The organism is Methylobacterium sp. CB376 (genome assembly GCF_029714205.1).
Classification (GTDB): domain Bacteria; phylum Pseudomonadota; class Alphaproteobacteria; order Rhizobiales; family Beijerinckiaceae; genus Methylobacterium.
The window spans coordinates 1,367,784-1,388,057 of the sequence record NZ_CP121648.1; the positions used below are offsets into that span (position 1 = coordinate 1,367,784).

20 protein-coding genes are annotated in these 20,274 nt (G+C 69.0%); 4 read left to right on the forward strand and 16 right to left on the reverse strand.

Annotation, left to right across the window (positions count from 1 at the left end; translation table 11 throughout):
* Positions 1 to 123: 123 nt before the first annotated feature.
* The 6 genes from QA634_RS06185 to QA634_RS06210 form a co-directional block, all read right to left on the reverse strand.
* A complete protein-coding gene (locus QA634_RS06185) occupies positions 124 to 738 on the reverse strand; it encodes a hypothetical protein (protein WP_012331158.1) in 615 nt (204 codons plus the stop codon).
* The gene (locus tag QA634_RS06190) at positions 735 to 1,208 is read right to left on the reverse strand and encodes a hypothetical protein (protein ID WP_012331159.1); all 474 of its coding nucleotides are present in this window, start codon (positions 1,206 to 1,208) and stop codon (positions 735 to 737) included. The genes QA634_RS06185 and QA634_RS06190 overlap by 4 nt, the downstream gene beginning before the upstream one ends.
* Before the next feature lie 52 nt (positions 1,209 to 1,260).
* Entirely contained in the window at positions 1,261 to 1,593 is a 333-nt protein-coding gene (locus QA634_RS06195) for a hypothetical protein (RefSeq protein ID WP_012331160.1), read from the reverse strand.
* Positions 1,590 to 3,047, reverse strand: a complete 1,458-nt coding sequence (locus QA634_RS06200) for a hypothetical protein (RefSeq protein WP_210161175.1) — start codon at positions 3,045 to 3,047, stop codon at positions 1,590 to 1,592. Before QA634_RS06200 ends, QA634_RS06195 begins: the two co-directional genes overlap by 4 nt.
* Positions 3,048 to 3,061: 14 nt before the next feature.
* On the reverse strand, positions 3,062 to 3,439 hold the full coding sequence (locus QA634_RS06205; protein WP_012331162.1) for a hypothetical protein: 378 nt from the start codon (positions 3,437 to 3,439) through the stop codon (positions 3,062 to 3,064).
* A gap of 181 nt (positions 3,440 to 3,620) precedes the next feature.
* Entirely contained in the window at positions 3,621 to 3,842 is a 222-nt protein-coding gene (locus QA634_RS06210) for a hypothetical protein (RefSeq protein ID WP_012331163.1), read from the reverse strand.
* A gap of 449 nt (positions 3,843 to 4,291) precedes the next feature.
* Between QA634_RS06210 and QA634_RS06215 the strand changes: the two genes are divergently transcribed.
* Positions 4,292 to 4,576, forward strand: a complete 285-nt coding sequence (locus QA634_RS06215; protein ID WP_012331164.1) for a hypothetical protein — start codon at positions 4,292 to 4,294, stop codon at positions 4,574 to 4,576.
* Between the two features lie 27 nt (positions 4,577 to 4,603).
* On the opposite strand, the gene QA634_RS06220 is transcribed toward QA634_RS06215, so the two are convergent.
* From QA634_RS06220 to QA634_RS06235, 4 genes are all read right to left on the reverse strand, one after another.
* Positions 4,604 to 5,281 carry a recombinase family protein gene (locus QA634_RS06220; RefSeq protein WP_012331165.1) on the reverse strand — a complete coding sequence of 226 codons (678 nt, stop codon included), beginning with the start codon at positions 5,279 to 5,281 and terminating at the stop codon, positions 4,604 to 4,606.
* A gap of 487 nt (positions 5,282 to 5,768) precedes the next feature.
* A complete protein-coding gene (locus tag QA634_RS06225) occupies positions 5,769 to 7,928 on the reverse strand; it encodes an AAA family ATPase (RefSeq protein WP_012331166.1) in 2,160 nt (719 codons plus the stop codon).
* Positions 7,925 to 8,134, reverse strand: a complete 210-nt coding sequence (locus QA634_RS06230) for a hypothetical protein (protein WP_012331167.1) — start codon at positions 8,132 to 8,134, stop codon at positions 7,925 to 7,927. Before QA634_RS06230 ends, QA634_RS06225 begins: the two co-directional genes overlap by 4 nt.
* Positions 8,131 to 8,298: a hypothetical protein gene (locus tag QA634_RS06235; RefSeq protein ID WP_168169136.1), complete on the reverse strand. Its 168-nt coding sequence runs from the start codon at positions 8,296 to 8,298 to the stop codon at positions 8,131 to 8,133. The genes QA634_RS06230 and QA634_RS06235 overlap by 4 nt, the downstream gene beginning before the upstream one ends.
* A 1,400-nt stretch (positions 8,299 to 9,698) precedes the next feature.
* Between QA634_RS06235 and QA634_RS06245 the strand changes: the two genes are divergently transcribed.
* Positions 9,699 to 11,156, forward strand: a complete 1,458-nt coding sequence (locus QA634_RS06245; RefSeq protein ID WP_012331169.1) for an MmgE/PrpD family protein — start codon at positions 9,699 to 9,701, stop codon at positions 11,154 to 11,156.
* A gap of 331 nt (positions 11,157 to 11,487) precedes the next feature.
* Positions 11,488 to 12,996, forward strand: coding sequence for a LuxR C-terminal-related transcriptional regulator (locus QA634_RS06250; RefSeq protein WP_012331170.1), 1,509 nt, complete (start codon positions 11,488 to 11,490; stop codon positions 12,994 to 12,996).
* 62 nt (positions 12,997 to 13,058) lie between these two features.
* Here QA634_RS06250 and QA634_RS06255 read toward each other — a convergent pair whose 3' ends face one another.
* Complete coding sequence (locus QA634_RS06255; RefSeq protein ID WP_012331171.1) at positions 13,059 to 13,850, reverse strand: Crp/Fnr family transcriptional regulator; 792 nt, start codon at positions 13,848 to 13,850, stop codon at positions 13,059 to 13,061.
* A gap of 162 nt (positions 13,851 to 14,012) precedes the next feature.
* Between QA634_RS06255 and QA634_RS06260 the strand changes: the two genes are divergently transcribed.
* Positions 14,013 to 14,183 (forward strand): hypothetical protein, encoded by a 171-nt coding sequence (locus QA634_RS06260; protein ID WP_012331172.1) that lies wholly within the window; start codon positions 14,013 to 14,015, stop codon positions 14,181 to 14,183.
* An 846-nt stretch (positions 14,184 to 15,029) separates the two neighbouring features.
* On the opposite strand, the gene QA634_RS06265 is transcribed toward QA634_RS06260, so the two are convergent.
* From QA634_RS06265 to QA634_RS06285, 5 genes are read right to left on the reverse strand one after another with little or no spacing between them, the layout of a single operon-like run.
* Positions 15,030 to 15,947, reverse strand: coding sequence for a hydroxymethylglutaryl-CoA lyase (locus QA634_RS06265; RefSeq protein ID WP_012331173.1), 918 nt, complete (start codon positions 15,945 to 15,947; stop codon positions 15,030 to 15,032).
* Between the two features lie 5 nt (positions 15,948 to 15,952).
* On the reverse strand, positions 15,953 to 17,116 hold the full coding sequence (locus QA634_RS06270) for an iron-containing alcohol dehydrogenase (protein WP_012331174.1): 1,164 nt from the start codon (positions 17,114 to 17,116) through the stop codon (positions 15,953 to 15,955).
* 47 nt (positions 17,117 to 17,163) lie between these two features.
* Entirely contained in the window at positions 17,164 to 18,372 is a 1,209-nt protein-coding gene (locus QA634_RS06275; RefSeq protein WP_012331175.1) for a CaiB/BaiF CoA transferase family protein, read from the reverse strand.
* The gene (locus tag QA634_RS06280; RefSeq protein ID WP_012331176.1) at positions 18,369 to 19,040 is read right to left on the reverse strand and encodes a GntR family transcriptional regulator; all 672 of its coding nucleotides are present in this window, start codon (positions 19,038 to 19,040) and stop codon (positions 18,369 to 18,371) included. Before QA634_RS06280 ends, QA634_RS06275 begins: the two co-directional genes overlap by 4 nt.
* A 46-nt stretch (positions 19,041 to 19,086) precedes the next feature.
* Positions 19,087 to 20,094 (reverse strand): TRAP transporter substrate-binding protein, encoded by a 1,008-nt coding sequence (locus tag QA634_RS06285; protein ID WP_198293070.1) that lies wholly within the window; start codon positions 20,092 to 20,094, stop codon positions 19,087 to 19,089.
* Between the last annotated feature and the right edge of the window lie 180 nt (positions 20,095 to 20,274).

Below are 20,274 nucleotides of genomic sequence, written 5' to 3' on the forward strand. Positions count from 1 at the left end.
CGTACATCCTCACTGCGCCGCTCCTCAGAGCGAACGATCTCGCTCGTCCCGGTAGTTGACTGCGGACATCAGAGCGTCAGATTAGCACCACTAGCATTTCCCCCTGCTGATCGGTCCGCAGCTTCAGCCGCGACTCCGATCCCAGATGTTGAGCCCCATCGCCGCGTCGCGCCCTTCGAGCGCCGGGAGCACGACCCTCTGGGCGAGCAGCCACACGACCCCGGCCGCGTGGGTGCCGCTCGGGCTGACGCCGCGGACTTCGAACTCGGGCAGCACCAGCGCCACCGCGCCCTGCGGCAACCGGCGGTTCACCGCCTCGACCGCGTGCTCGGCCTCGGTGACCTCCCGCAGGAGACCGGCGATGTCGCCTGCCAGCGCCGGGTAGCGCTCGCGCAGGAGCGTCGCGGCGGCGTCCCGCTTCTCCCTCGCCGCGGCGTAGTCCTCCCGGCGGCGCTCCTCGTCCTTGCGGCGCTGGGCGCGATCCAGGACGGGCTTCAGCGCCTCGATGCCGGTCGCGAGGCACCGGCCGGCGAAGGCGAGGCGGTCCATGTCGGCGCGGGCCTGCTCCACGTCATCGCCCGACAGGCGCGGGTCGAGAGCCCGCCTCTCGGCCTGGACGTGCTCCGCCTTCAGCGCCACGGTGGCGCGGCCGGCCTCCACGATGAGGTTCGCGACCTCGCCGGAGGACAGGGCGGTGCCGGAGACTGCCGCGGCGATGCGGTCGTTGAGGCCGCTCATCGGGCCGCCCCCGCACGGCGCTGCGCCGCGGTGTGGCGCGCGGCCACCGCCTCGCCGCTGAGGTGTTCCGCGAGGTGGGCGAGCGCGGTCTTCTCGCCACTGTCCGTCGTGACGCCGGACCCACGTCCAATCTGGTCCAGCGTGCGCATCCGGGCCACGAGCGCGTCGGCCTGCCAGGCCGCGTCCTCCATGACGGCGGCGTTGTCCGACGCCAGCATGCCGCTGACATACATGTACTTCTGCCTGAACTCGTCGGGCACCTGGGCGAGGCTGTCGGTGAGGGTCATCGCACCATCCTTCGTGAGCGGGCCGGGCGGGCGGGCGCTGTCGGCGAACATGAGCGGGATGCGGAGCGCCGCGCCGTTCTGCAGCGCGCCGGCTCCGATGAGCGCGTCGATCTCGGCATCCGCCAGCTTCGGAAGCAGCGCCCGCAGCTGCGCCCGCCGCTCGTCGAGTGTCAGAATTCGCATAGCGCATCCCGCCGTCTGGGCTTGCGCAACCTGACCGGATGCGGGCCAATGTCTATCCGGCTACGGCCCGAACTGGCGGCTTTGCGATCTTTGGAGATTCTGCAGGGGATAACGGCAGTCCGGCGCGCACGAAGTAGGCGGTGACTGCGGGCGAGGTGCGGTCACCCGTGAGGTAGGCCGCGAGCGCGTCGTGGTCGTCGTCGAGGAGCATCAGGAAGGCCGGCGCGGACACTTTCCAGGCGCCGCCCGCGATGCAGCGGCCGACGTGGTGGCAGGCGCACCAGCCGCGGACCGTGCTCGCCGAGCAGTGCGCTAGGAAGGCCGCTTCGCCGATAGAAATGGCCTCAGCCGGGTCCCAGGGGATCAGGATACGGGGCGCGCTCATCCGTGCCTCCTGAGATGGTCTAGGAGCGCGCCCACCCGGAAGGCCGGCCTGTCGGCCTCGGCTCCGCCGCCGATGACGTCCATCATGCCGTACCTGCGCCGGACCTGGGCCCGGATCAGCACGCCCGCCACCGCGTTCGCCACGTCGTCGTGCTCGCCGGGCGGATGGTCGATCCTGTCGCGGCCGCCGCGGGCCGTGCGGCGCTCGAGGGCGGTGAGCTGCGCCTTCAGCTTCGGCAGGTCGAGGAGCTGGGCGGTGCGACTCGTGAGAAGCGGCAGCGCGGCCTGGTAGATCTCGGACTTCGGCATGTCGGCGAGCTCGTAGCCGATGCCGTGGTCGCGGAAGGCCTCGCGCGGCCACTCGCCGCCCCAGCGGTCGCCCGTCACGGCGGTGATGCGGTAGGCCTTCAGCACCGCGGCGAACTCGGCCACCACGGCCTGCGGCGAGAAGGGCGGGACCCGCTCCATGACCCGATCGAGCACGACGATCCCGTCCGCCTGGTGGGCGATCGCGAGCGTCATCGAGTCCTTCCCCGAGCCGCCGGCTGGGTCGACGAAGGCGTGATAGCGGACGCGCTCGACCGGCAGGTTCTCGCTGGCCGGGACGGTGCAGGCCTCGACTGTTTCGATCGAAATGAAGTCCTCGACGTCGTCGCGGAACTCGGCGCCGTACTCCGCCCGCGCGGCCGCGGCGTCCCGGGCGTAGGCGCGGGCTACCACGCTCTCGGCGAGCGTCGGGTTCATCGTCCGGCTCGGCGCCTTCGCCACCAGCACCGCCGGGTCGCCCTCGGGGCCGAAGTCGCGCCGGAAGGCGCCGTAGAGCTCGCCGCGCTTGGCGTAGGGCGAGGAGATGATGCAGAGCGGCCCGCCGGTGGTGGCGAGGCCGGGCCGGAGCGCCGCCAGGATCTCGCGGTCCGGGTTGGCCGAGCCCTCGACGCGCCAGAACGCGACCTCGTCGCAGAGGGCCGCCACGAGAGTGCCGCCGCGCGAGGTGCGGAAGCTCGCCGGGCGGACCTCGATGTCCACGCCGGTGTCGAGCGAGAGCGTGTCGGCCGTCTGCCCGGTGACGTGCCCCGCGAAGCCCTCGACGTGGTCGAAGATGCCCCGGATGTAGGAGAGCGCCTTGCCGGCCTGATAGGTCGAAGCCGCGATCAGCGGGAGGGAGCCGCGCTCGCCCGGCGCCAACACGTCGTCCCAGTCGCACAGGACGGCGAAATAGGCCGCCAGGACGGCCATGGCGCGGGTTTTCCCGCCGCGGCGGCCGATGATGGCCCAGACCTCCTCCACGGGCGCCCCGGGCTCGTTCTCGCGGCCGGTGAGGGCGGCGTAGATCGCGCGCTCGGCGGCCGTCAGGGGCTCGCCTTGGCTCGCGATCAGCAGCACGCGCCACGCGGCCCAGGACTCGCCCGGGAGGATGGCCCCGAAGACGTTGGGGTCCTCTAGGGCTTCGCGCATGCTGAGCAGGCGCCTCACTGCGCGTGCCTCCGGGCGAGGGCGCGCTCGCGGGGGCTGAGGGGCCGGGCCTCGGATGTGGGCGGGCCCATGCGGCGGGCCTGGCGGTCCATGCGGTCGGCGAGCTGGCCGTAGGCCTCGGCGTCGATCGACTTCCCGGCCGCGCGGTCGGCCTCCATCGACTCGCACTCCACCGCGAGCTGCGCGTAGCGCCGGATGGCCTGCTGCTGGACGATGGTGACCGCCTTCGGCCCGCCGCGCTCCTCGGTGAGGTCGTGGATCAGGTCCGCGAGGCGGCGGCCCTCCTCGGTGCGGCCGTCGATGTGGCGGATGTGAACCCGCGAGCCGTTCGAGAGCGCGTTGCGGGTCGCGGCGGGGCGATTGGTGGGCATCATGGCCGTGGTCTCGTGAAAGGGGTGCGGCCTTCCCGGGCTTGACCCGTTCGCCCACGCAATGCGCGGAGCAGCGAGGGCGGGAGCCCGGGTTCCCGTTGTCGGACGGGCCGCGGCGCCCTCAAGGGATCCTCGCCGCTGTCGTGAGCCCCGGTGGCGGAGCGAAAGGGATCGGGTGCGGCACTCAGGGCCGGTCGAGCCTCGCGTAGCTCGCCAGCACGCGCCGGCGGTCGACCGGGGCGAGGCGGTCGAGGGCCTCGAGGGCCGGCGCCAGCGCGCCCGGGTCGAACTCGGCCTGGGCGAGGAGGCTGCAGAGGTCGGCGGCGCGCAGACCGCAGTGCAGCTGCGCGATCGCCCTCATCACCCGAAGGCGGGCACGCTGCTCGGCCGGGTGCAGGTTGTGCATCCACGGGCCGAACCGGTCGCGCGGCGCCAGGATGCGGGGGCGGGGGTGAGGGGGATGGAGCGGGGCACACCAGTCACGCCTTGCTGCACGTCCGGAGAGGAGGTGCCTGCTGCCGCGGTGGCGGCCCATAGGCGTGACGGACTGGGTCCGACTGGTAGACAATCGCTGAGAAGCGGCGCGGTTGCAACCCGTGCCGGCTAGCGCGCGCGAAAAGCTTCTACACATAGCTTTCGCAGTAGAAAATCCTGCTGTCACCACAGTGTCACCATGCTCTCGGCGCGGATCAGCTATGATCTGCAAATATAGATGAGCGGCAAAGAGGGCAGATTTCGCAATATGGACCTCAAAATGTGCGTTGGCGCACATTACCAATTAGGTTGCGAGTCTATCTGGACCGTCGTGGCAGGCGCTCAATGCGCAACCGGCCGCACGATAAGACGAGTGGAGCTATGACGAAGTCGATCCTGCTCTTGGCGGGCGTGATGACGCTCGCGGCCTCCGCTGCCTCAGCTCAATCGGCCAAGGAGCGCTACAGCTACAAGGCGCCGTCGGGCATGTTCAGCGAGGGCACCACGAAGTGGGAGATGTACCGCTTCATGAACGAGGATGCCGAGCGAACGCGCGCCTACAATGCCGGCCTGGCCGCGACGGGCTCCGCGCTCCCCTCGCCGGCAGCGCCGTCCAACACCCGGTACACCAGCAATCCGCCCCGCCAGCGGCAGGGCCACCGGTAGGATGCTGGGCGTTTCCGGCATCAAGGGTCAGGCATCGAGCCGGGCGAGGAGGTTGCGCACCGTCGAGGCGTGCCACGTACCGCCGCGGGCGGTGAGGATGCCGCGGGCGTTCAGCTCGCGGGCGATAGCCCCCAGGCTGTCGTGGCCAGCCTCGCGGATCGCGGCGATGATCGGGCCCAGGTCAGCGGCGCGCCTTTCGGCATTCTCCCGCCCGGCCGCGACCGCAGCGGCGTTCCCCAGGCCGCGGAGGTGGGCACCGCCCGTCCGACTGCCGAGCCGCACGCCCCGGGCCTTGGCGGCGGCCAGAGCGGCCTTGGTGCGGGCGGAGATCGCGCGGCGCTCCTCCTCCGCCACCATCGCCATGATGCCGACGGTGAGCCGGTTGGCAGTCGGCAGGTCTGCAGCCACGAAGTCGACGCCGGCCTTGTCGAGGCCGAGGAGGAAGTGGGCGTCACGGCTGAGGCGATCAAGCTTCGCGATCACCAGACGGGCGCCGATGGCCCTCGCGTGCGCCAAGGCGGCGGCGAGCTGCGGGCGGTCGTTCCGCTTTCCGCTCTCGATTTCCACGTACTCGGCCACGAGGGTCCAGTGTCCGCCGTTCAGGTAGCCGAGCACGGCTTCGCGCTGCGCCTCCAAGCCGAGACCGGACGCACCCTGCTTCGCCGTCGAGACCCTGAGATACGAGACGTGCTTGCCCGAGGCCATGGCATATAAACTCGCATAACGAACGTCTTGTTTGTTTGTACGGGACCGAGCGCTTCCTCGCAAGTTCTAATTCGGCGGTTGGCAAGTCCTGAAGCTATCATGTGCGCCGTGCCGCAGTCGATGTGGTGTGATCGGGGTGGATTTATCTGCCTGGGCGAAGTCTGTGAACGGCGCTATTCCCGTCTCACCTCGCCCACATCGCTGAGAGAGCAGCCCTACCTTGAGCGGCCTCGAAAGCCCCTCAACGATCAGCCACCGTGTACGGTCCTGACGCCATCCGTGCGACCGGCGAACCGCTAACGATCTCTAGCCCTCTGACATCCGGACAGCTGCCCGGAATTTCCGCTGCGTCCAGCCCCGGATTCTCCACCTTGCAAGGTGGGTGGAGAAAGGTGGCGAACGTGGCCACTGTCACGTCTCCACCACCACCCCTTTATAGGGGGTGGGGTGGTGGTGGCGGAGACGTGTGGCAGGTGGAGGTGGAGGCTCAATCCGAGGCAGCCTCGCCAACCTCGATGAAGGGCCGCGGCTTGCTCTTCTCGTCGCGGCCCTGGACCACGACGAACATGCGCATGCGGATCCATGTGCGCAGCAGCGCTTTGATGCGATCGCGATCCCGCTTGTCGTCCGGATTGAGGCCCAGGGCCTCCGCGATCGGGTGTCCGACCCAGTTCTTCGCCTGGACGTCTGCCCGCCACTGGCCCTTGGCCACGGCAGCCTGGGCCCTGCGAAGATCATCGACGTTCACGCCGTTGAAGGCATCCGGCCACTCCCACGCTGTCACCACGCCAATGTGATCGCTCGGGCGCTCCTGCGTAGCGTTTCCGAGATCCACCGAAGCGGTGCGGTACCACGTGGCCTTCTCATCGCGCGGCGCGAGATTGGCCTTTCCGGTAGTGACCTTGAAGTAGCGCCACGACTCTTCGACGCCGGCACGCTCGACCTCGTCCTTCGACATGGCGTTGAGCACGCGGGCCGCCCGGGTCTTGTCTTTCAGGGCGCTCGCGCCGCGCCCGTCCTCGACGGTGTACTCGGCCCCGCCGGCCTGGCCCTTGCGGACGTGATGCACCAGCTCGAAGGCGCAGTTGGTGCGGCCAGCGACGCGGTTGATGCCCTGAGCGATCAGGTCGATGGCGGAGTTGTCGTTCTCTGAGACCGCGTGCGTCGAGACGAAGGGGTCGAGGATGACGACGTCGATCCGGTTCTCGCGGATCGTCGCCTCAAGCTGGTCAAATGCCGGCGCCGCCACGGTCGTGCCGGTCTTGCTCGTGGTCGCGAGGATGATCCCGCTGTCGCGGCCGCTGTCGAGGAACAGCCATCCGTCAAGGTCAACCTCGCTGATGCTGTAGTGCAGGCACGCCGCGAGAACGCGGCGCTCCAGCTCCTCCAGAGGGTCCTCGCCGTTCCACAACCACACCCGCAGGCGCCCCGCCGGCTTGATGCCGAGAAGCGGCCTGCCGGTCGCCATCGCGAGCGCTTCCACGATCACCAGCGAGGACTTCCCGAGCCCGCCCAGCGCGAAGGTCGCGCTGGTGAACTTCCTGATGAGGTGACGCCCGTACAGCCACTCGCGCGGCGGGATGCTTGCGGGGTCCCGCCAGCGGAACGGTGTGGCGCGTAGCGGCGCGGGTGAGGCTTCCGCAGTCCTTGCCCACGGAAGTGGCTGCGGAGCTGGCTCCGCGCGGTCGAGGAGAGCCGCGGCGGTACCCCCGTAACCGTTGAGCCAGTCTGTGACGTCCTCGCCGACGCCGATTTCCGGGAACCTGATCAGCTGCAGGCGGGCCGCCGCGCCGGAGGCGAGCGCGATCTTACGCTCCTCGCAGGCCCGTCCCGGCTCGTCATTGTCGGCGAGCACAACGAGGTCCCGCCCTGCGACGAGGGCGCGGGCCGCGTCCGGAACGTCGTTCGAGCCGCCGAAGGTGAAGGCGAGGAGGCCCACCGCAGCGAGCGTGTCGACGTCGCGCTCTCCCTCCGGCCACAGGAGCGGCTCGGCGCGGTGTTCCGGATCGAAAGGATCCAGCGCGCCGGCAGGGCCGGTGTAGGGCACCGGCTGGTAGCCGGCGGGCTTGCGGCCCTGCCAGCCGACTTCGCCGTCTGAGGGCCGCCTGACGCGGTAGAAGTCGCGGAACTCGCCGCTTGTGAGCTTCACCTTGATCCGGACCGGCGAGCCCTCGCGCCGGTAGATGTGGCGGCGCAGCTCGTCCCGTAGCGGGTCGATGGCGTCGCGACCGATCGCGAAGAAATGCGGCTTGCTCTTAGCGTCGGGAGGGGTCCAGTCCGGGAACGGGCCCGCCGAGCCGTGACGTGCTGCCGGCGCGACCGCGCCGTTCGCGTGACCGTTGGGACGCGGGCCGGCCGGCGCAGGGGTGGTGCGGGGTTCGAGCTCACCCTTGCTCAGACCGCTCCGGATCGTGGCTCGGGCCGCAGCGGCGCCGTCCTTCTGAACGTAGCCGTTTGCCGTTGCGGCCTCGAACAGGCAGCGCTCGGCCGAGTTCCGGTCGAGTTTGCCGGCGCCGACTAGCTGCCCGATGTTGAAGGCCGCCAGGTTCAGCTGATTGTTGCGCCCCGAGCGGGTCGCGGCCAAGCCCTCGCACTCGCGGTCGAGGGCGGCCTGGGCATAGCTCTCGTCGGAGGACGGACGGCTCACGGGATCCCCCTCTGAAGGGCGTTCAGGGACGTGCAGGGGGCGAGGCGGATCCGGCGCCAGGTCGTGTGGCGCTCGCGGCTGCTGTCGGCGATGACCCAGCCCACGCCGCGGGGTGGCCGGGGGAGCGTGACCCACGAGCCGTCCGAGTGTTCCACCACGCAGTCGCGGGTGGTGACGCTCTCGATGATGAGGTGAGGTGCACTCACGACGCACCTCCCGCATCCGGTATCAGACCCTCGGCCTCGACGGCGGCCTTGGCGGCCAGCAGGACCTCCGCGAGCGCGGCGAGGAGATCCGGCCGCACGACGATGCCGCTCGCTGTCGGCGCCATCCCGCGCCCGCCGGAGCGGTGGAGGCGGACCTCCACCATCGGCTTTCCGTGGAAGGGGCGGAGCTCGACGACGAACGCTTCGCGTCGCCCCTTCGGGATTGTGGCAAGACGCTGTGGGATCATCGCCGCGCCTCCATCAGGTAGGCGCGGGCCTCGCTCGGCCGGCTGAAGACGCCGCAGACCATGCCTTCGCGGTCGACGACGACCACCGGGCGGCTTGTCAGGGCGATACGAGCCTGCTTATGCTCTGTTCCGCTTCTGCTGAAGGAAGCCTCTGAATTAGCGCCGCTCCGGGCCTGGACTCCCGGGGCGGCGTTGCTCTTTTCGGAGAGAGATGAGTGCGGGTCCAGGTTTGCAACCCGGGTGCTAACCCCTTGATCCTTAAAGGGCAGATCGTCGCTCAGTTTGCAGAGAAACTCTGCATTTTCAGCGCCCTGCCCCAATCTACGAATCTGGGGGTCAGAGGTTCGAATCCTTTCGGGCGCGCCATCAAACTCAAGCATTTAGTGAAAACTAAGCGACCGGGCGCTTACCAGGATGAGACGCTGGTAAGCGCGTGGTAAGCAGCCGGCGATTTTCGCCAATCAGGCGTGACAACGCCGCTCCCGGTCGAGGGCCTTTCCTGCGGTAGGCGGGGCTTCGGTTCAGCCGCCCTGATTGCGGCTGGTAGAAGGCCGCAAAATAATGCATCTCGGTCGCCGGCGTCTTGCGGGGCTTGGTCTCGGCGTACTCGCTGAAGGAGGCCGACACGAGGCAGCGGAACGCGCGCTTGAACCATGGCCGCCAGTAGGACGAGATCACGTTGCGGACGTTTGTGACGGGCTGGGTGCCGAGCTTCGGGGGCGGCGGGAAGCCCCAGCGCATAATCCGCCAACTCGCGCTCGCCCTCCGCCTCACGCACCACGGGCGCCATTCGCGCGCCGGCTGTACGTGACGCACCGCGAGATTGGTCTAGCGGATCGCGTCCGTGAGCGCCTATCTGGTGGTGCCACACAGGACAGAGCGAAGAAGGGCGGAGATCATCTCGCCCATCTGAACTCAGTCCATCAATCCCTCGCAGAAAGGCTTCTCGCCCGACCGCAAGCGTGCCACTTCGGTGGATCAGCGACGCCTGCGGGCACAGGCCGGCAGGGCACGATGGAGAGGGCCCACTTCCTGGGGCTCCAGGCGTTTCTCAGCATCGCGAACTGGGGAAGCTTCAACCGGGCGGCTGGGCACCGCGATGAGTACCTGTGCCCTGTGCGCCGGTGGCATCGCCTTCTGCGCGGCGCTGCTCCCCTCGCAGACCGCCGGCGCCGACCTACACGGCGATCCAGGTCCCACCGACGGCCGCCAGGTCGAGCCTGGCCGGATGCCGGCAGAGCGGTACCGCCCCATCTCGTACACACCGACGTGTAGGAGCCGCCCACCACACGACAGAGCTCGGGGAGGAGCAGGAGATGTCCCAGACCGCTTCAGGACATGGCACGGATCGACGCAAGTTCCTGCAAGTGACGGGCAGCCTCCTAGCCGCAGCCGCCAGTCCCGTGCGGGTGGCCGCGGCCGGTGGCGAGGTCACCGGACAGCTCGCCCGCTACATGGTCGAGGCGCGGGACCGGCCTTTGCCGCCCGAGGTCGTGCAGGCCTGCAAGCACCGCATCCTTGACACCTTCGGCGCCATGATCTCCGGCGCTCGCATGCGGCCTGGCGAGTTGGCGACGGCCTATGTGCGCGGCCTCAGCGGCACCGATCAGGCCACCGTCGTCGCCTCCGACCTGCGCACGACCGCGATCAACGCGGCGCTCGCCAACGCCATGTGTGCCCACGCGGACGAGACGGACGACTTCGAGCCGGTCACCAAGGCGCATCCGGGCTCCGCGACCGTGCCCGCAGCTCTCGCGATGGCCGAGAAGGAGGGCCGCTCCGGCCTGGAGATGATCCGCGCCGTGGCGCTCGGCTACGATCTCTGCTGCCGGCTGCTGCTGGCGCTCGGGCCAGACCTTGTGCGCGGCTCCCACCGTAGCGCAGAGGGCACGAGCTCGACCTTCGGTGCGCTCGGGGCGGCCGCCACACTCGCCCGCCTCGACGAGCGGAGCACGCGCTTCGCGCTGTCCTACGCGGCCCAGCAGGTCTCGGGCCTGTGGAGCTGGGTGAAGGACGAGGACCACATCGAGAAGGCGTTCGACTTCGCCGGCATGGGCGCCCGCAACGGCGTCACTGCCGTCTCCATGGTTCAAGCCGGCCTGACCGGTGTCGCTGACGTCCTCGACGGGACGCACAACCTGTTCATCGCGCTCTCAAGCGACCCAAAGCCCGAGGCGATGCTGGAGGGGCTCGGGAGCCGCTTCTTCGTCACCGAGACCGCGATCAAGACCTTCTCGGTCGGGTACCCGATCCAGTCGCCGCTCGACGCGGTTTTGACCTTGCGCGAGCGCCACGGCCTGCGGGCCACCGATGTGCGACGGGTCGTGGTGCATCTGCCGACCGACGCGGTCGGCATCGTCGGGCACAGCGCCATGCCAGACGTGAACTGTCAGCACCTCGTCGCGTTGGCGCTCGTGAAGGGGGCCGTCTCCTTCGCCGACAGCCATGATCCGAGGCTGATGCAGGAGCCATCCATCCAGTCCGTGCGGGAGAAGGTCGAGGTGGTGGGCGATCCCGGCCTGATGACACGGGAGGCTCCGCGCAGCGCGCGGGTCGAGGTGATCCTTGCCGACGGGCGCAGGCTCGAGCACTTCACGAAGTTTCCGCCGGGAACGAAGGAGAACCCCCTGAGCACGGAGCGGGTTAACGCGAAGGTTCGCGACCTGATCGTGCCGGTGCTTGGGGTATCGCGCGCGGACGACCTGATTGCGCGTATCAACGACCTCGAAAATCTTGAGGACGTCCGAGCACTACGGCAATTGTTCGCGCCCTGACCCGACTGCAACCTAAGCCTAGGCGTAGTGTGGGCTAGGGCCGCTGCGCGCCAGGAGCCGACATTGAGCTGCCGAGATCTGAAGGGCCGCTTCCGACCCTTCTCGGGCGTTCGGAAGGTCTGCTTACCGGCGGTCTGATCGGCCCTGAACCACCGGGGCTGGCCGAGGACGGCCATGTTCCAGCATGGCTGTTCCATTCATCAAGCCCTATTGGAACGGGCTTGGACCCAGCCCTGGCTCGCGCGTACACCAGTTATTGAGGTGCTGCGCAGGGTCCGAGCCACGGTTCTTCGCTGACAAGCGCCTGATCGCTCAGCGCCGGGGAACTCCAATGCCCAGCCAAGAGCAGATGATGAAGCGCCAGCAGGTGCTGGCCGATTTCGGCGAGTTCGTCCTGCGCAGCGAGAACCTCGACGAGGTGCTGGCTGAAGCCTGCCGTCTCGTCGCCGAGGCTTGCGGCATCACCCGCGCCAAGATCCTAGAGATCCAAGGGGACGGGCAAAGCTTGCTCGTGCGGGCTGGCGTCGGCTGGGATCCGGGCATCGTTGGTCGGCTGCGCCTACCCATGAGAGAGCGCTCCTCCGAGACCTTCGCGATCAAGGAAGGCAGGCCCACCATCACGCAGGACATCCGCAAGGAGGAGCGCTTTGATGTCCCCGCGTTCATGAAGGAGGCCGGAGTCATCGCATTCGCCAACGTGCCGATCTTCGTGCCCGGCTGGAAGGCTTACGGCCTGCTGCAGGTGGACGCGACCGAACCGCGCGAATTCGGCAAAGAGGATACCGAGTTCCTGCGCACCTACGCCATCATCCTGGGGCCGGTGATCGACCGCCTGCAGAAGGTGAGTGCCTTGCGCTTGACCGAGGAGCGCTTCCAGCGCTTCGCCGAGCATTCGGCGAACGTTCTCTGGCTCGCCGACCTGGAGAGCGGACAACTCAATTATCTCAGCCCGGCCTTCGCGCAGGTCTGGGGCATGTCCGCCGAGGACATGCCGGACCTCGCGAGTTGGCTCGCCAGCCTTCACCCGGAGGACCGCGACGCCGCCGCGCAGGCGCTGGAGCGGGTCGGCGGCGGCGAGACAGTCGTGTTGGAGTATCGCATCCAGCGCGCCTCAGACCACGCGGTGCGCCGCATCCGCGACACCTTCTTCCCGATCCCGGGCATTGACGGACGGAGCCGGTCAGCGGGCGGGATCGCGCAGGACGTCACCACCGACACCGGCCTGCGCGCCTACGTGGTCGCGGTTGGGGACGACGCCCGGAGTAGCCTTGTTGGTGCCCTGCAAGCCGCCGGGTACGAGGTGCAGACCTTTGCGAGCGGTCAGGCCCTCCTCAAGATTGCTGGCTCGCTGATGCCGGGCTGCGTCGTGCTCGACCTCGAGGAGGCGAGCGGCCTGGTGACCACAAGCGCGCTGAAGGCGGCACGTGCGCACCTGCCCGTGCTGGCGGTCGGCGCGAGCGGGGGCGACGTCGGCTTCGGGGTCCGCGCCATGAAGGCGGGAGCGGTCGATTTCCTCGAAGCCCCCTGGACACCGGAGGTGCTGCTGTTCGCGGTTAGAACGGCGCTCGCCGAGATCCACGCCGAGGCTGATCGGGCGCGCCAGGGCGAGGAGGCCCGTGCCCGGACTGCGGCGCTTTCCGCGCGCGAGCGCGCGGTGCTGGAGGGTTTGCTCGCGGGCGGGACCAACAAGACCATCGCCCGCACGCTGGGCCTGAGCCCGCGCACGGTGGAGATCCACCGGGCTCGGGTCATGGAGGCGCTCGGCGCCCACACCCTACCCGAGGCCGTTCTCATCGCGACCGCAGCTGGCGTGCGTCCCACCGTTCAGGACGGCGACTAGGTCGCAGCCCAGCGCCCGCGTAGGAAGCGGGCCGTTATGGGCCTCGAGACAGCCGGCGTTCGCTAGAGATACCCGGCCTCGAACTCCGCGAGCTGACGCAGCCGCTGCGGCGCGAGTATCTGCAGGCGCGGTCCCCGCAGCGAGATCAGCCCGTCGCGTCGTAGGGCTTGCAGCACGCGGTTGACGTGCACGTACGACAGGCCAAGTGTGTCGGCCAGATCCACCTGGGTCAACGGCAGATCATACTGACCATCCGAGACTTGGCCGATTGATCCCAGGCGCTCCAGCAGTTCGCACAGGAGATGCGCCATTCGCTCAGTGCCCGAGCGGCTGACATTGGCCACCCACTCGTGCGCCGTCGCCTCTTCGGCGAGCCTCGCGTACTGGAGCGCGAGCGCGATGCGGGGATGCCGGCCGAGCAGGTCGAAGTAAGCCACGCGCGGAACCTTGGCGACGAGGCAGTGCGTGAGGGTCTCGATCGTGTGGTCGAGCGGGTAGTTGTGGAGGACACCGCGGTCGCACAGATCGCCGGGGACGAGATAAGCCACAATCTGGCGGCGGCCGGACGCACGTCGCTTGTCACGGCTCGCGAACCCGGCGAAGACGATGAGCGCGTGATTGGCCACGCTGTCCTGCTCCACAATGACGGTGTGCCGCTCGACCGGCCGGACATAGCCGGTCAGGCCTTCAAGCGCCGCTCGATCCTGCACCGAGAGCGGGGCAAAGCCATCGAGCTTACGCGCCAGCGCACAGACGGGGCTGTCCGCTTCCGGCGCCGGAGACACCTGCGGTGGTACCTGAGCGACTCCGGATCCGGCGGGATCCATCACGGTTATTGTGGCAAGTGTCTCCATCGAACTTCCTCTGGAATGGTTGCCCCATTCTTCCGGCGGCGCAGCGCGAGTACATCCGGTCCATTCCTTAGGAGCCCGCCGAGCCGCGAGCTTCGATCTCCTCGCTCCGGTAGGCCATCGCAGAGGCAGGACGAGATCCTTGAGGCGCTGGACCGCCGCATCGTGGAGGCCGAGACACAGGTCACGGCGCTGACTGCGATCATCATCGGCCTCAGCAAGGCCGGGTGTGACACCGCCGAGGCAGCGGCCCTGTTGCGCGACTACGAGACCTCGCTGCCGAACCTGCGTGGCCAGCGATGGGCGATCCCAGCCAAGGGAGGGCAGGATCCATAATGTCCAGTCGGCGAATGGCCGATTTGGAGATGCCGCTTGGGTCAGCTGGATGGCAGGAATGGGAGAAAAGCCGAATGTCGGCTTTCGGGCAACGGGCCAATGGCGGCTCTCCACCGAGGCCGTGTGAAAACTCAGGCGCGCTCCGAAATCGGAGAATAATCTTCTACACAGCCGTTATCCGAGCATCCTGGATGGCGGCCGAGATGCCAACTGGGTGCCTATTCCGGCGCTGCCCAGGGTTATCGAGGGAAGATCCTCCTGCCGCCTTTGCGTTTTCACACAGCCTCCACCCCATCCAGACCTTGGTCGCCAGCGGTTCAAATGTCCGCTTGGGGTCAGCAGCGGCGGTTATGAGAGTGCATTCCGGGGGTCTGGTAGGGTCGAGAGCAGCCCCTTGCATGGCTAAGCTGATTGGTTTTGACCCTAGCCTTAGTCGTCGCTGGCCAGCTTCCGCCTTTGCCGATCAGTCGCAGCGGTCGAACGGGGCCGCCCGCCCTCACTAACGACGAACCCTGCGCGCCACCGGATAGCAGCCACGAGGCACCCGGCGCGATCGTCCCCTGGCCCAGATTGCGCCGCCTCGCCGGTGCGGGCGACGAGGCCGCAGGTTGAGCTCTGGGCGTCTTGGGGGCGGTGCGCAGACGGGCCTCGCATCCGGCGGTTGGTCGAGGCCGGATGCGGCCCGGATAATCGTCCCGAACCGTCGCGAGGCGCGCGATCACGCCGGCCTCGTCACGGTCGATATCCGCGCCGTCGCGGTAACGTCGGGGACATCGGCCGCGAGCGGAACAGTCGTGAGGGTCACCCCGCAGCCGGAAGGGCGGGAGCGCGGATGTCGGCCAAAGCTCAGGGTGCAGTCTCGGCGGAGGAGCAGCGCTGGGCGACGCGCCAGACCGCGCTGTCGAGGGGCGCGCCACGCCACTGCGCGAGGTGGCGGTCACTCGCCAGGAGGGCCGCCTGGTCGATCCCGGTGCGGACGCCCATCGCCTCCAGCATGGACACGACGTCCTCGGTCGCGGCGTTGCCGGTCGCGCCGGGCGCGTAGGGACAGCCGCCGAGCCCGCCGATGGCGGTATCGAAGTGGACGATGCCGGCCTGCAGCCCGGCCAGGACGTTGGCCAGCGCGCAGCCGCGCGTGTTGTGCAGGTGAAGCTCGAACACGATGCCGGGGAAGCGCGCGATCAGCCCCCGCGACAGCCGGTCGACCTGCACCGGATCGGCGATGCCGATCGTGTCGCACAGGCCGATCCGCTCGCACCCGCCCGCGACCAGCCGGGCCACGATGGCGTGGATGCGCTCATCCGGCACCGCGCCCTCGAAGGGGCACCCGAACACCGTCGACAGCGAGATCCGCCGCCGCAGCCCGTCCGCTCCCGCGGCCGCGTGCAGGTCGAGGATCTCGACGAGCGATTCCTCGGTCGAACGGTTGAGGTTGCGTCTGTTGTGGCTGTCCGTCGCCGAGAAGACGAAGGTCATGCCCTTGATGCCGGCGCGCTGCGCCCGCTCCATGCCGCGCGCGTTGGGGATGAGCGCGAAGGCGCCGACCGGCAGGTGACGGGTCGCCCGCACGACCTCCTCGGCGTCGGCGAGGTTCGGGATCCACGACGGATGGGTGAACGAGGTCACCTCGATCTCGCCGAGGCCGGACGCCGCCAGCTGCTCGATCAGCCTGACCTTGTCCTCGGTCGGCATGAAGCGGGCTTCGTTCTGGAGGCCGTCGCGGGGGCCGACCTCAGTGATGTGGGCGAAGGCAGGCAGCCGCATCGTCGTCAGGCCTCCGGCCGGAAGGCGCGGCCGAGGATGTCCATCAGCCCCTCGTAGGTGACGTCGCGCGGGTTCGGACGGACCTGGCGGACATTCGTCATGCCATCGCGGGCGAGCGCCTCCATGGCGCTGCGCGGCACGGCGAGATCGTCGAGATGCGCCGGGATGCCGACGTCGCGCGACAGGGCCTCAACCGTCGCGACCGCCCGCTCGGCGCCCTCGCGGACCGGGAGGTGGGCGACCGTCTCGCCGAGGGCCGCCGCGACGTCGCAATAGCGCGGCAGGGCCGCGACGAGGTTCCAGCGCATCACGTGGGGCAGCAGCACGGCGTTGGCGATGCCGTGCGGGATGTTGAACTGCCCGCCGAGCGGCATCGCTAGGCCGTGCACCATCCCGGTCGCGGCGCTGCCGAAGGCGTAGCCGGCGTAGAGGCTCGCCGTCAGCATCGCCTCGCGCGCCCGGATGTTCTGGCCGTTGTGAACGGCCGTCCGCAGGTTCTCGCCGATCAAGCGGATCGCCCTGAGTGCGAAGTCGTCGGTCATCGGCTGGGCGAAGCGCGAGACGTAGGCTTCGATCGCGTGGGTCAGGGCATCCATGCCGGTCGCGGCCGTCACCGCGGCCGGGAGCCCGAGCGTCAGCTCAGGATCGAGCAGGGCCGTGTCGGCGAGCAGGTAGCGGCTGACGATGCCCTTCTTGGTGTGCTGCGCCTTCAGGCTGAGCACGGCGACGTTCGTCACCTCGCTGCCCGTGCCGGCGGTTGTCGGGACGATGATCTTCGGGACGCCCGGCGACGTGACCTTGTCGATGCCGAGGTAATCCTCGACGGCGCCCGGGTTGGTGGCCATGACCGATGCACACTTGGCGGTGTCGATGGCGCTGCCGCCGCCCAGGCCAACGATCAGGTCGCATTTCTGCGTGCGCACGCGGTCGGCGCAGGCGACCACCGTCTCAATGCTGGGATCCGGCTCGACGTCCGAGAAGACCTCGACGTCGCGTCCCTGCAGCAGGTCGAGCGCGCGTCCGGCGATGCCTGCCTTCACCAAGCCCGGATCCGTGACCAGCAGGATCCTGCGCCGGCCGAAGCGGTCGACCTCGTCAGCGAGCTGGTTCAGGGCGCCGCAGCCATGCACCAGCCTCTGGATGGCAGTGAAGATCGCGATGTCTGACACGGGCGTGCTTCCGTCTGGATGGGGCTGGCGGTGGCAGCGCGGCGGGATCAGATCACGCCGTCGGCTTTGAGTTGGGCGATGTCGGCGGCACTCAGGCCGAGCCGTTCGGACAGGACCTCGCGCGTGTGGTGCCCGAGCGGCGGACCAGCCCACTGCACGGCACCCGGGGTCTCGGAGAGCCGCGGGGTCACGCCCTGCATCGTGAGGCGCCCATACTCCTCGGACTCGACCTCCACGACGGCGCCACGCTCGCGGAAGTGGGCGTCCTGCACGATGCCGGCGGCGTCGTTGAGCGGGCCAGCCGGCACGGCGGCGCGCTTGAGGACGGCGAGGAGTTCCGCGAGCGGCAGCGTCCGCGTCCAGGCCGCGACGCGGTCGTCCAACTCCTGCTGGTGGGTGCCACGGGCGCGGTGCGTCGTGTAGCGCGGGTCGGCGGCCAGTTCGGACGCGCCCATGGCCTGCGCGAGACGCTTGAAGATCGCGTCCCCGTTCGCCCCGATGATCGCCCACTGCCCGTCACGCGTCGGGTAGAGGTTGGAGGGTGCGATGCCCGGCAGCCGCGTCCCGGTCCGCTCGCGCAGCGCGCCCGTCGCGCTGTACTCCGACAGGACGCTCTCCTGGACCGCCAGCACGGCGTCGGTGATGCCGACATCCACCACCTGCCCCTTGCCGGTCCGCCGGCGGGCTTCGAGCGCGGCCAGCGTGCCGAGGGCCGCGAAGGCGCCCGCCAGCGAGTCGCCGATCGATAGGCCGGCGCGGGGCGGGGGCCGGTCTGGGAAGCCGGCGAGCGTGCGCAGCCCGCCCATCGCCTCGGCGATCGCGCCGAAGCCGGCGTCGCGGCTGTAGGGGCCCGTCTGCCCGAAGCCGGAGACCCGGGCGACGATCAGGCCGGGATTGGTCGTCCACAGATCGTCCGGGCCGAGCCCCCACTTCTCCAGCGTGCCGGGGCGGAAGTTCTCGACCAGGATGTCGGCTTCCGCGATCAGCGCGCGCGCGATCTCCTGACCCCGCCCGGTGCGCAGGTCGAGCGTCAGGCTGCGCTTGTTGCGGGCGATGACCGGCCACCACAGCGACTTGCCGTCGAGCTGGACCGCACCCCACTGGCGCATCACGTCGCCGGATTGCGGCGGCTCGACCTTCACGACGTCGGCACCGAGATCAGCGAGCAGCTGCCCGCAGAAGGGGCCGGCGATGAACGAGCCCACCTCGACGACGCGGATCCCGGCCAGGGCGCCGGGGTTCGGGGTCTGGGTCATGATGCCTTTCCGACCACTGCAAAGCCGCGGACCTGATGAGAGGGCCCGTCCGTGAGCCGGCTGCCGATGTTGCGCGACCGCACGCCCTCGATGTGGTTCGTGATCGCGGCGACCGCCTGCTCGACGCGGCCCTCCCGGATGAAGTGCAGGATGGCGTGGTGCTCGTCCCACGACCGATCGCGGCCCTCCACCGTCCAGACCTCGAGCCACCGCGCCCGCGACAGGCGGATCATCAGGTCCTCGACGGCGCGGATGTAGAAGCCGTTGTTCGTCAGCCGCGCCAGCTCGACGTGGAAGTCGGAGCCGACGCGGTGCCACGCCGCACGGGACTCGTCCTCCCGGCAGGACGCGAGGATCTCCTCGATGACCGCGATGTCGGCCTGCTGCGCACGACGGCAGGCGAGCTTCACCACCTCGACCTCGATCACCTGCCGGAACTCGATGGCCTGTTCGAGCTCATCGAGCGAGATCGGCGTCACGATCCAGCTCCGGTCCTCCCGGGCGACGAGCCCGTCGGTCTCCAGGCGCGCCAGGGCGGCGCGGATGGGGGTGCGCGAACCGCTGAACCGGGTCTCCAGGGACCGTTCGCTGAACCGCTGCCCCGGGGCCATCTCCAGCGAGAGGATGGCATCCCGGAGTTGTTCGTAGACCGCCATCATCTGCGACATGCGCCGATCTCCTTGTCCGCGGCAGATCGCGCCGTAAGACGCCGCATCAGAGAGGACCGACGACGTCCTGCAGCTTATTCCACAGTTCGTCCCCGAATTTGGCCTGCCAGTTCTTGTAGAAGCCGCTCTTGCGCAACGTGTCGCGGAAGGCCGCGCGATCGACGTCAACGAACGTGATGCCCTTGGCTCGAAGGTCGCCGCGCAGGCTGTCGCTGAGCTTCACGACGTCTTGCCGTTGCTCGATCGCCGATTTGTTGATCTCGTTGACGACAATGTCGCGCAGGTCCGCGGGCATGCCCGCGAAGGCGCGGCGGTTGCCGACGACCCAGAATCCGTCCCAGACGTGATCCGTCATCGAGATGCTGGTCTGCACCTCGTAGAGCTTCGTCGTATAGATCAGCGGAAGCGCGTTCTCCTGTCCCTCGACGATCTTCGTCTGCAGGGCGGAATAAACCTCGTTGAAATTGATCGGCGTCGGGCTGGCGCCGAGCGATTGGAACAGCGAGGTCAGCATCGGCGCGACCGGCACCCGGATCTTGAAGCCCTTGATGCTGTCCGGGCTGTCGATCTTGCGGGTCGAGGAGCTGATCTGTCTGAACCCGTTGTTCCAGATCTTCTCCGTGACGAACAGGCCGGATTTCGCAATCTGCGCGCGGACGAGATCGCCGAAGGCGCCGTCCATCGCCTTCCAGACGTGGTCGTAGTCGGGAAACGCGAAGCCCGTGTTGAGCATCCCGCACGATGGGACCAGCGTCGCCAGGACCGACGCCGAGATGTTGAGGATCTCGACGCTGCCGTTACGGACCTGCGAGATCAGGTCGGTGTCCGAGCCGAGCTGGTTGGCCGGGAAGAGGCTGATCTCGACGCGGCCGCCCGTCGCCTCGCGGATCCGCGCGATCGCCTCGGCGGCGCGCAGGTTGACCGGATGCGTCGGATCCTGGCCGGTCGCGTATTTCCAGACGAACTCGGCGGCCCTGCCGCGCGTCGCGCCGATCGATACCAGCGGAACCGCGGCCATCCCGGACAGCACCCGGCGCCTGGACAGCGCGGTCATGGACTCCTTCGTCACGGGCATTCCTCCGGCTCGACTTATTTTTCTAAGGCAGCCGCCCGTGGATGGGGCGGATCGCCGCCATGCTTGTCTCAGCTTGGACGACGGGGGCGGCGCATGTCGGGCTCCGGCCGCAGCCCCTTCGTCGGCGGGGGCGAGGAGTTCTCAGACCGGAATCAAACG

What these genes read in the sequence shown, in the direction of transcription:
- QA634_RS06185 (WP_012331158.1), bottom strand. Translation starts at nt 738, where the DNA reads ATGAGCGGCCTCAACGACCGCATCGCCGCGGCAGTCTCCGGCACCGCC.
- QA634_RS06190 (WP_012331159.1), bottom strand. Translation starts at nt 1,208, where the DNA reads ATGCGAATTCTGACACTCGACGAGCGGCGGGCGCAGCTGCGGGCGCTG.
- QA634_RS06195 (WP_012331160.1), bottom strand. Translation starts at nt 1,593, where the DNA reads ATGAGCGCGCCCCGTATCCTGATCCCCTGGGACCCGGCTGAGGCCATT.
- QA634_RS06200 (WP_210161175.1), bottom strand. Translation starts at nt 3,047, where the DNA reads ATGCGCGAAGCCCTAGAGGACCCCAACGTCTTCGGGGCCATCCTCCCG.
- QA634_RS06205 (WP_012331162.1), bottom strand. Translation starts at nt 3,439, where the DNA reads ATGATGCCCACCAATCGCCCCGCCGCGACCCGCAACGCGCTCTCGAAC.
- QA634_RS06210 (WP_012331163.1), bottom strand. Translation starts at nt 3,842, where the DNA reads ATGCACAACCTGCACCCGGCCGAGCAGCGTGCCCGCCTTCGGGTGATG.
- QA634_RS06215 (WP_012331164.1), top strand. Translation starts at nt 4,292, where the DNA reads ATGACGAAGTCGATCCTGCTCTTGGCGGGCGTGATGACGCTCGCGGCC.
- QA634_RS06220 (WP_012331165.1), bottom strand. Translation starts at nt 5,281, where the DNA reads ATGGCCTCGGGCAAGCACGTCTCGTATCTCAGGGTCTCGACGGCGAAG.
- QA634_RS06235 (WP_168169136.1), bottom strand. Translation starts at nt 8,298, where the DNA reads ATGGTGGAGGTCCGCCTCCACCGCTCCGGCGGGCGCGGGATGGCGCCG.
- QA634_RS06245 (WP_012331169.1), top strand. Translation starts at nt 9,699, where the DNA reads ATGTCCCAGACCGCTTCAGGACATGGCACGGATCGACGCAAGTTCCTG.
- QA634_RS06250 (WP_012331170.1), top strand. Translation starts at nt 11,488, where the DNA reads ATGCCCAGCCAAGAGCAGATGATGAAGCGCCAGCAGGTGCTGGCCGAT.
- QA634_RS06255 (WP_012331171.1), bottom strand. Translation starts at nt 13,850, where the DNA reads ATGGAGACACTTGCCACAATAACCGTGATGGATCCCGCCGGATCCGGA.
- QA634_RS06265 (WP_012331173.1), bottom strand. Translation starts at nt 15,947, where the DNA reads ATGCGGCTGCCTGCCTTCGCCCACATCACTGAGGTCGGCCCCCGCGAC.
- QA634_RS06275 (WP_012331175.1), bottom strand. Translation starts at nt 18,372, where the DNA reads ATGACCCAGACCCCGAACCCCGGCGCCCTGGCCGGGATCCGCGTCGTC.
- QA634_RS06280 (WP_012331176.1), bottom strand. Translation starts at nt 19,040, where the DNA reads ATGTCGCAGATGATGGCGGTCTACGAACAACTCCGGGATGCCATCCTC.
- QA634_RS06285 (WP_198293070.1), bottom strand. Translation starts at nt 20,094, where the DNA reads ATGACCGCGCTGTCCAGGCGCCGGGTGCTGTCCGGGATGGCCGCGGTT.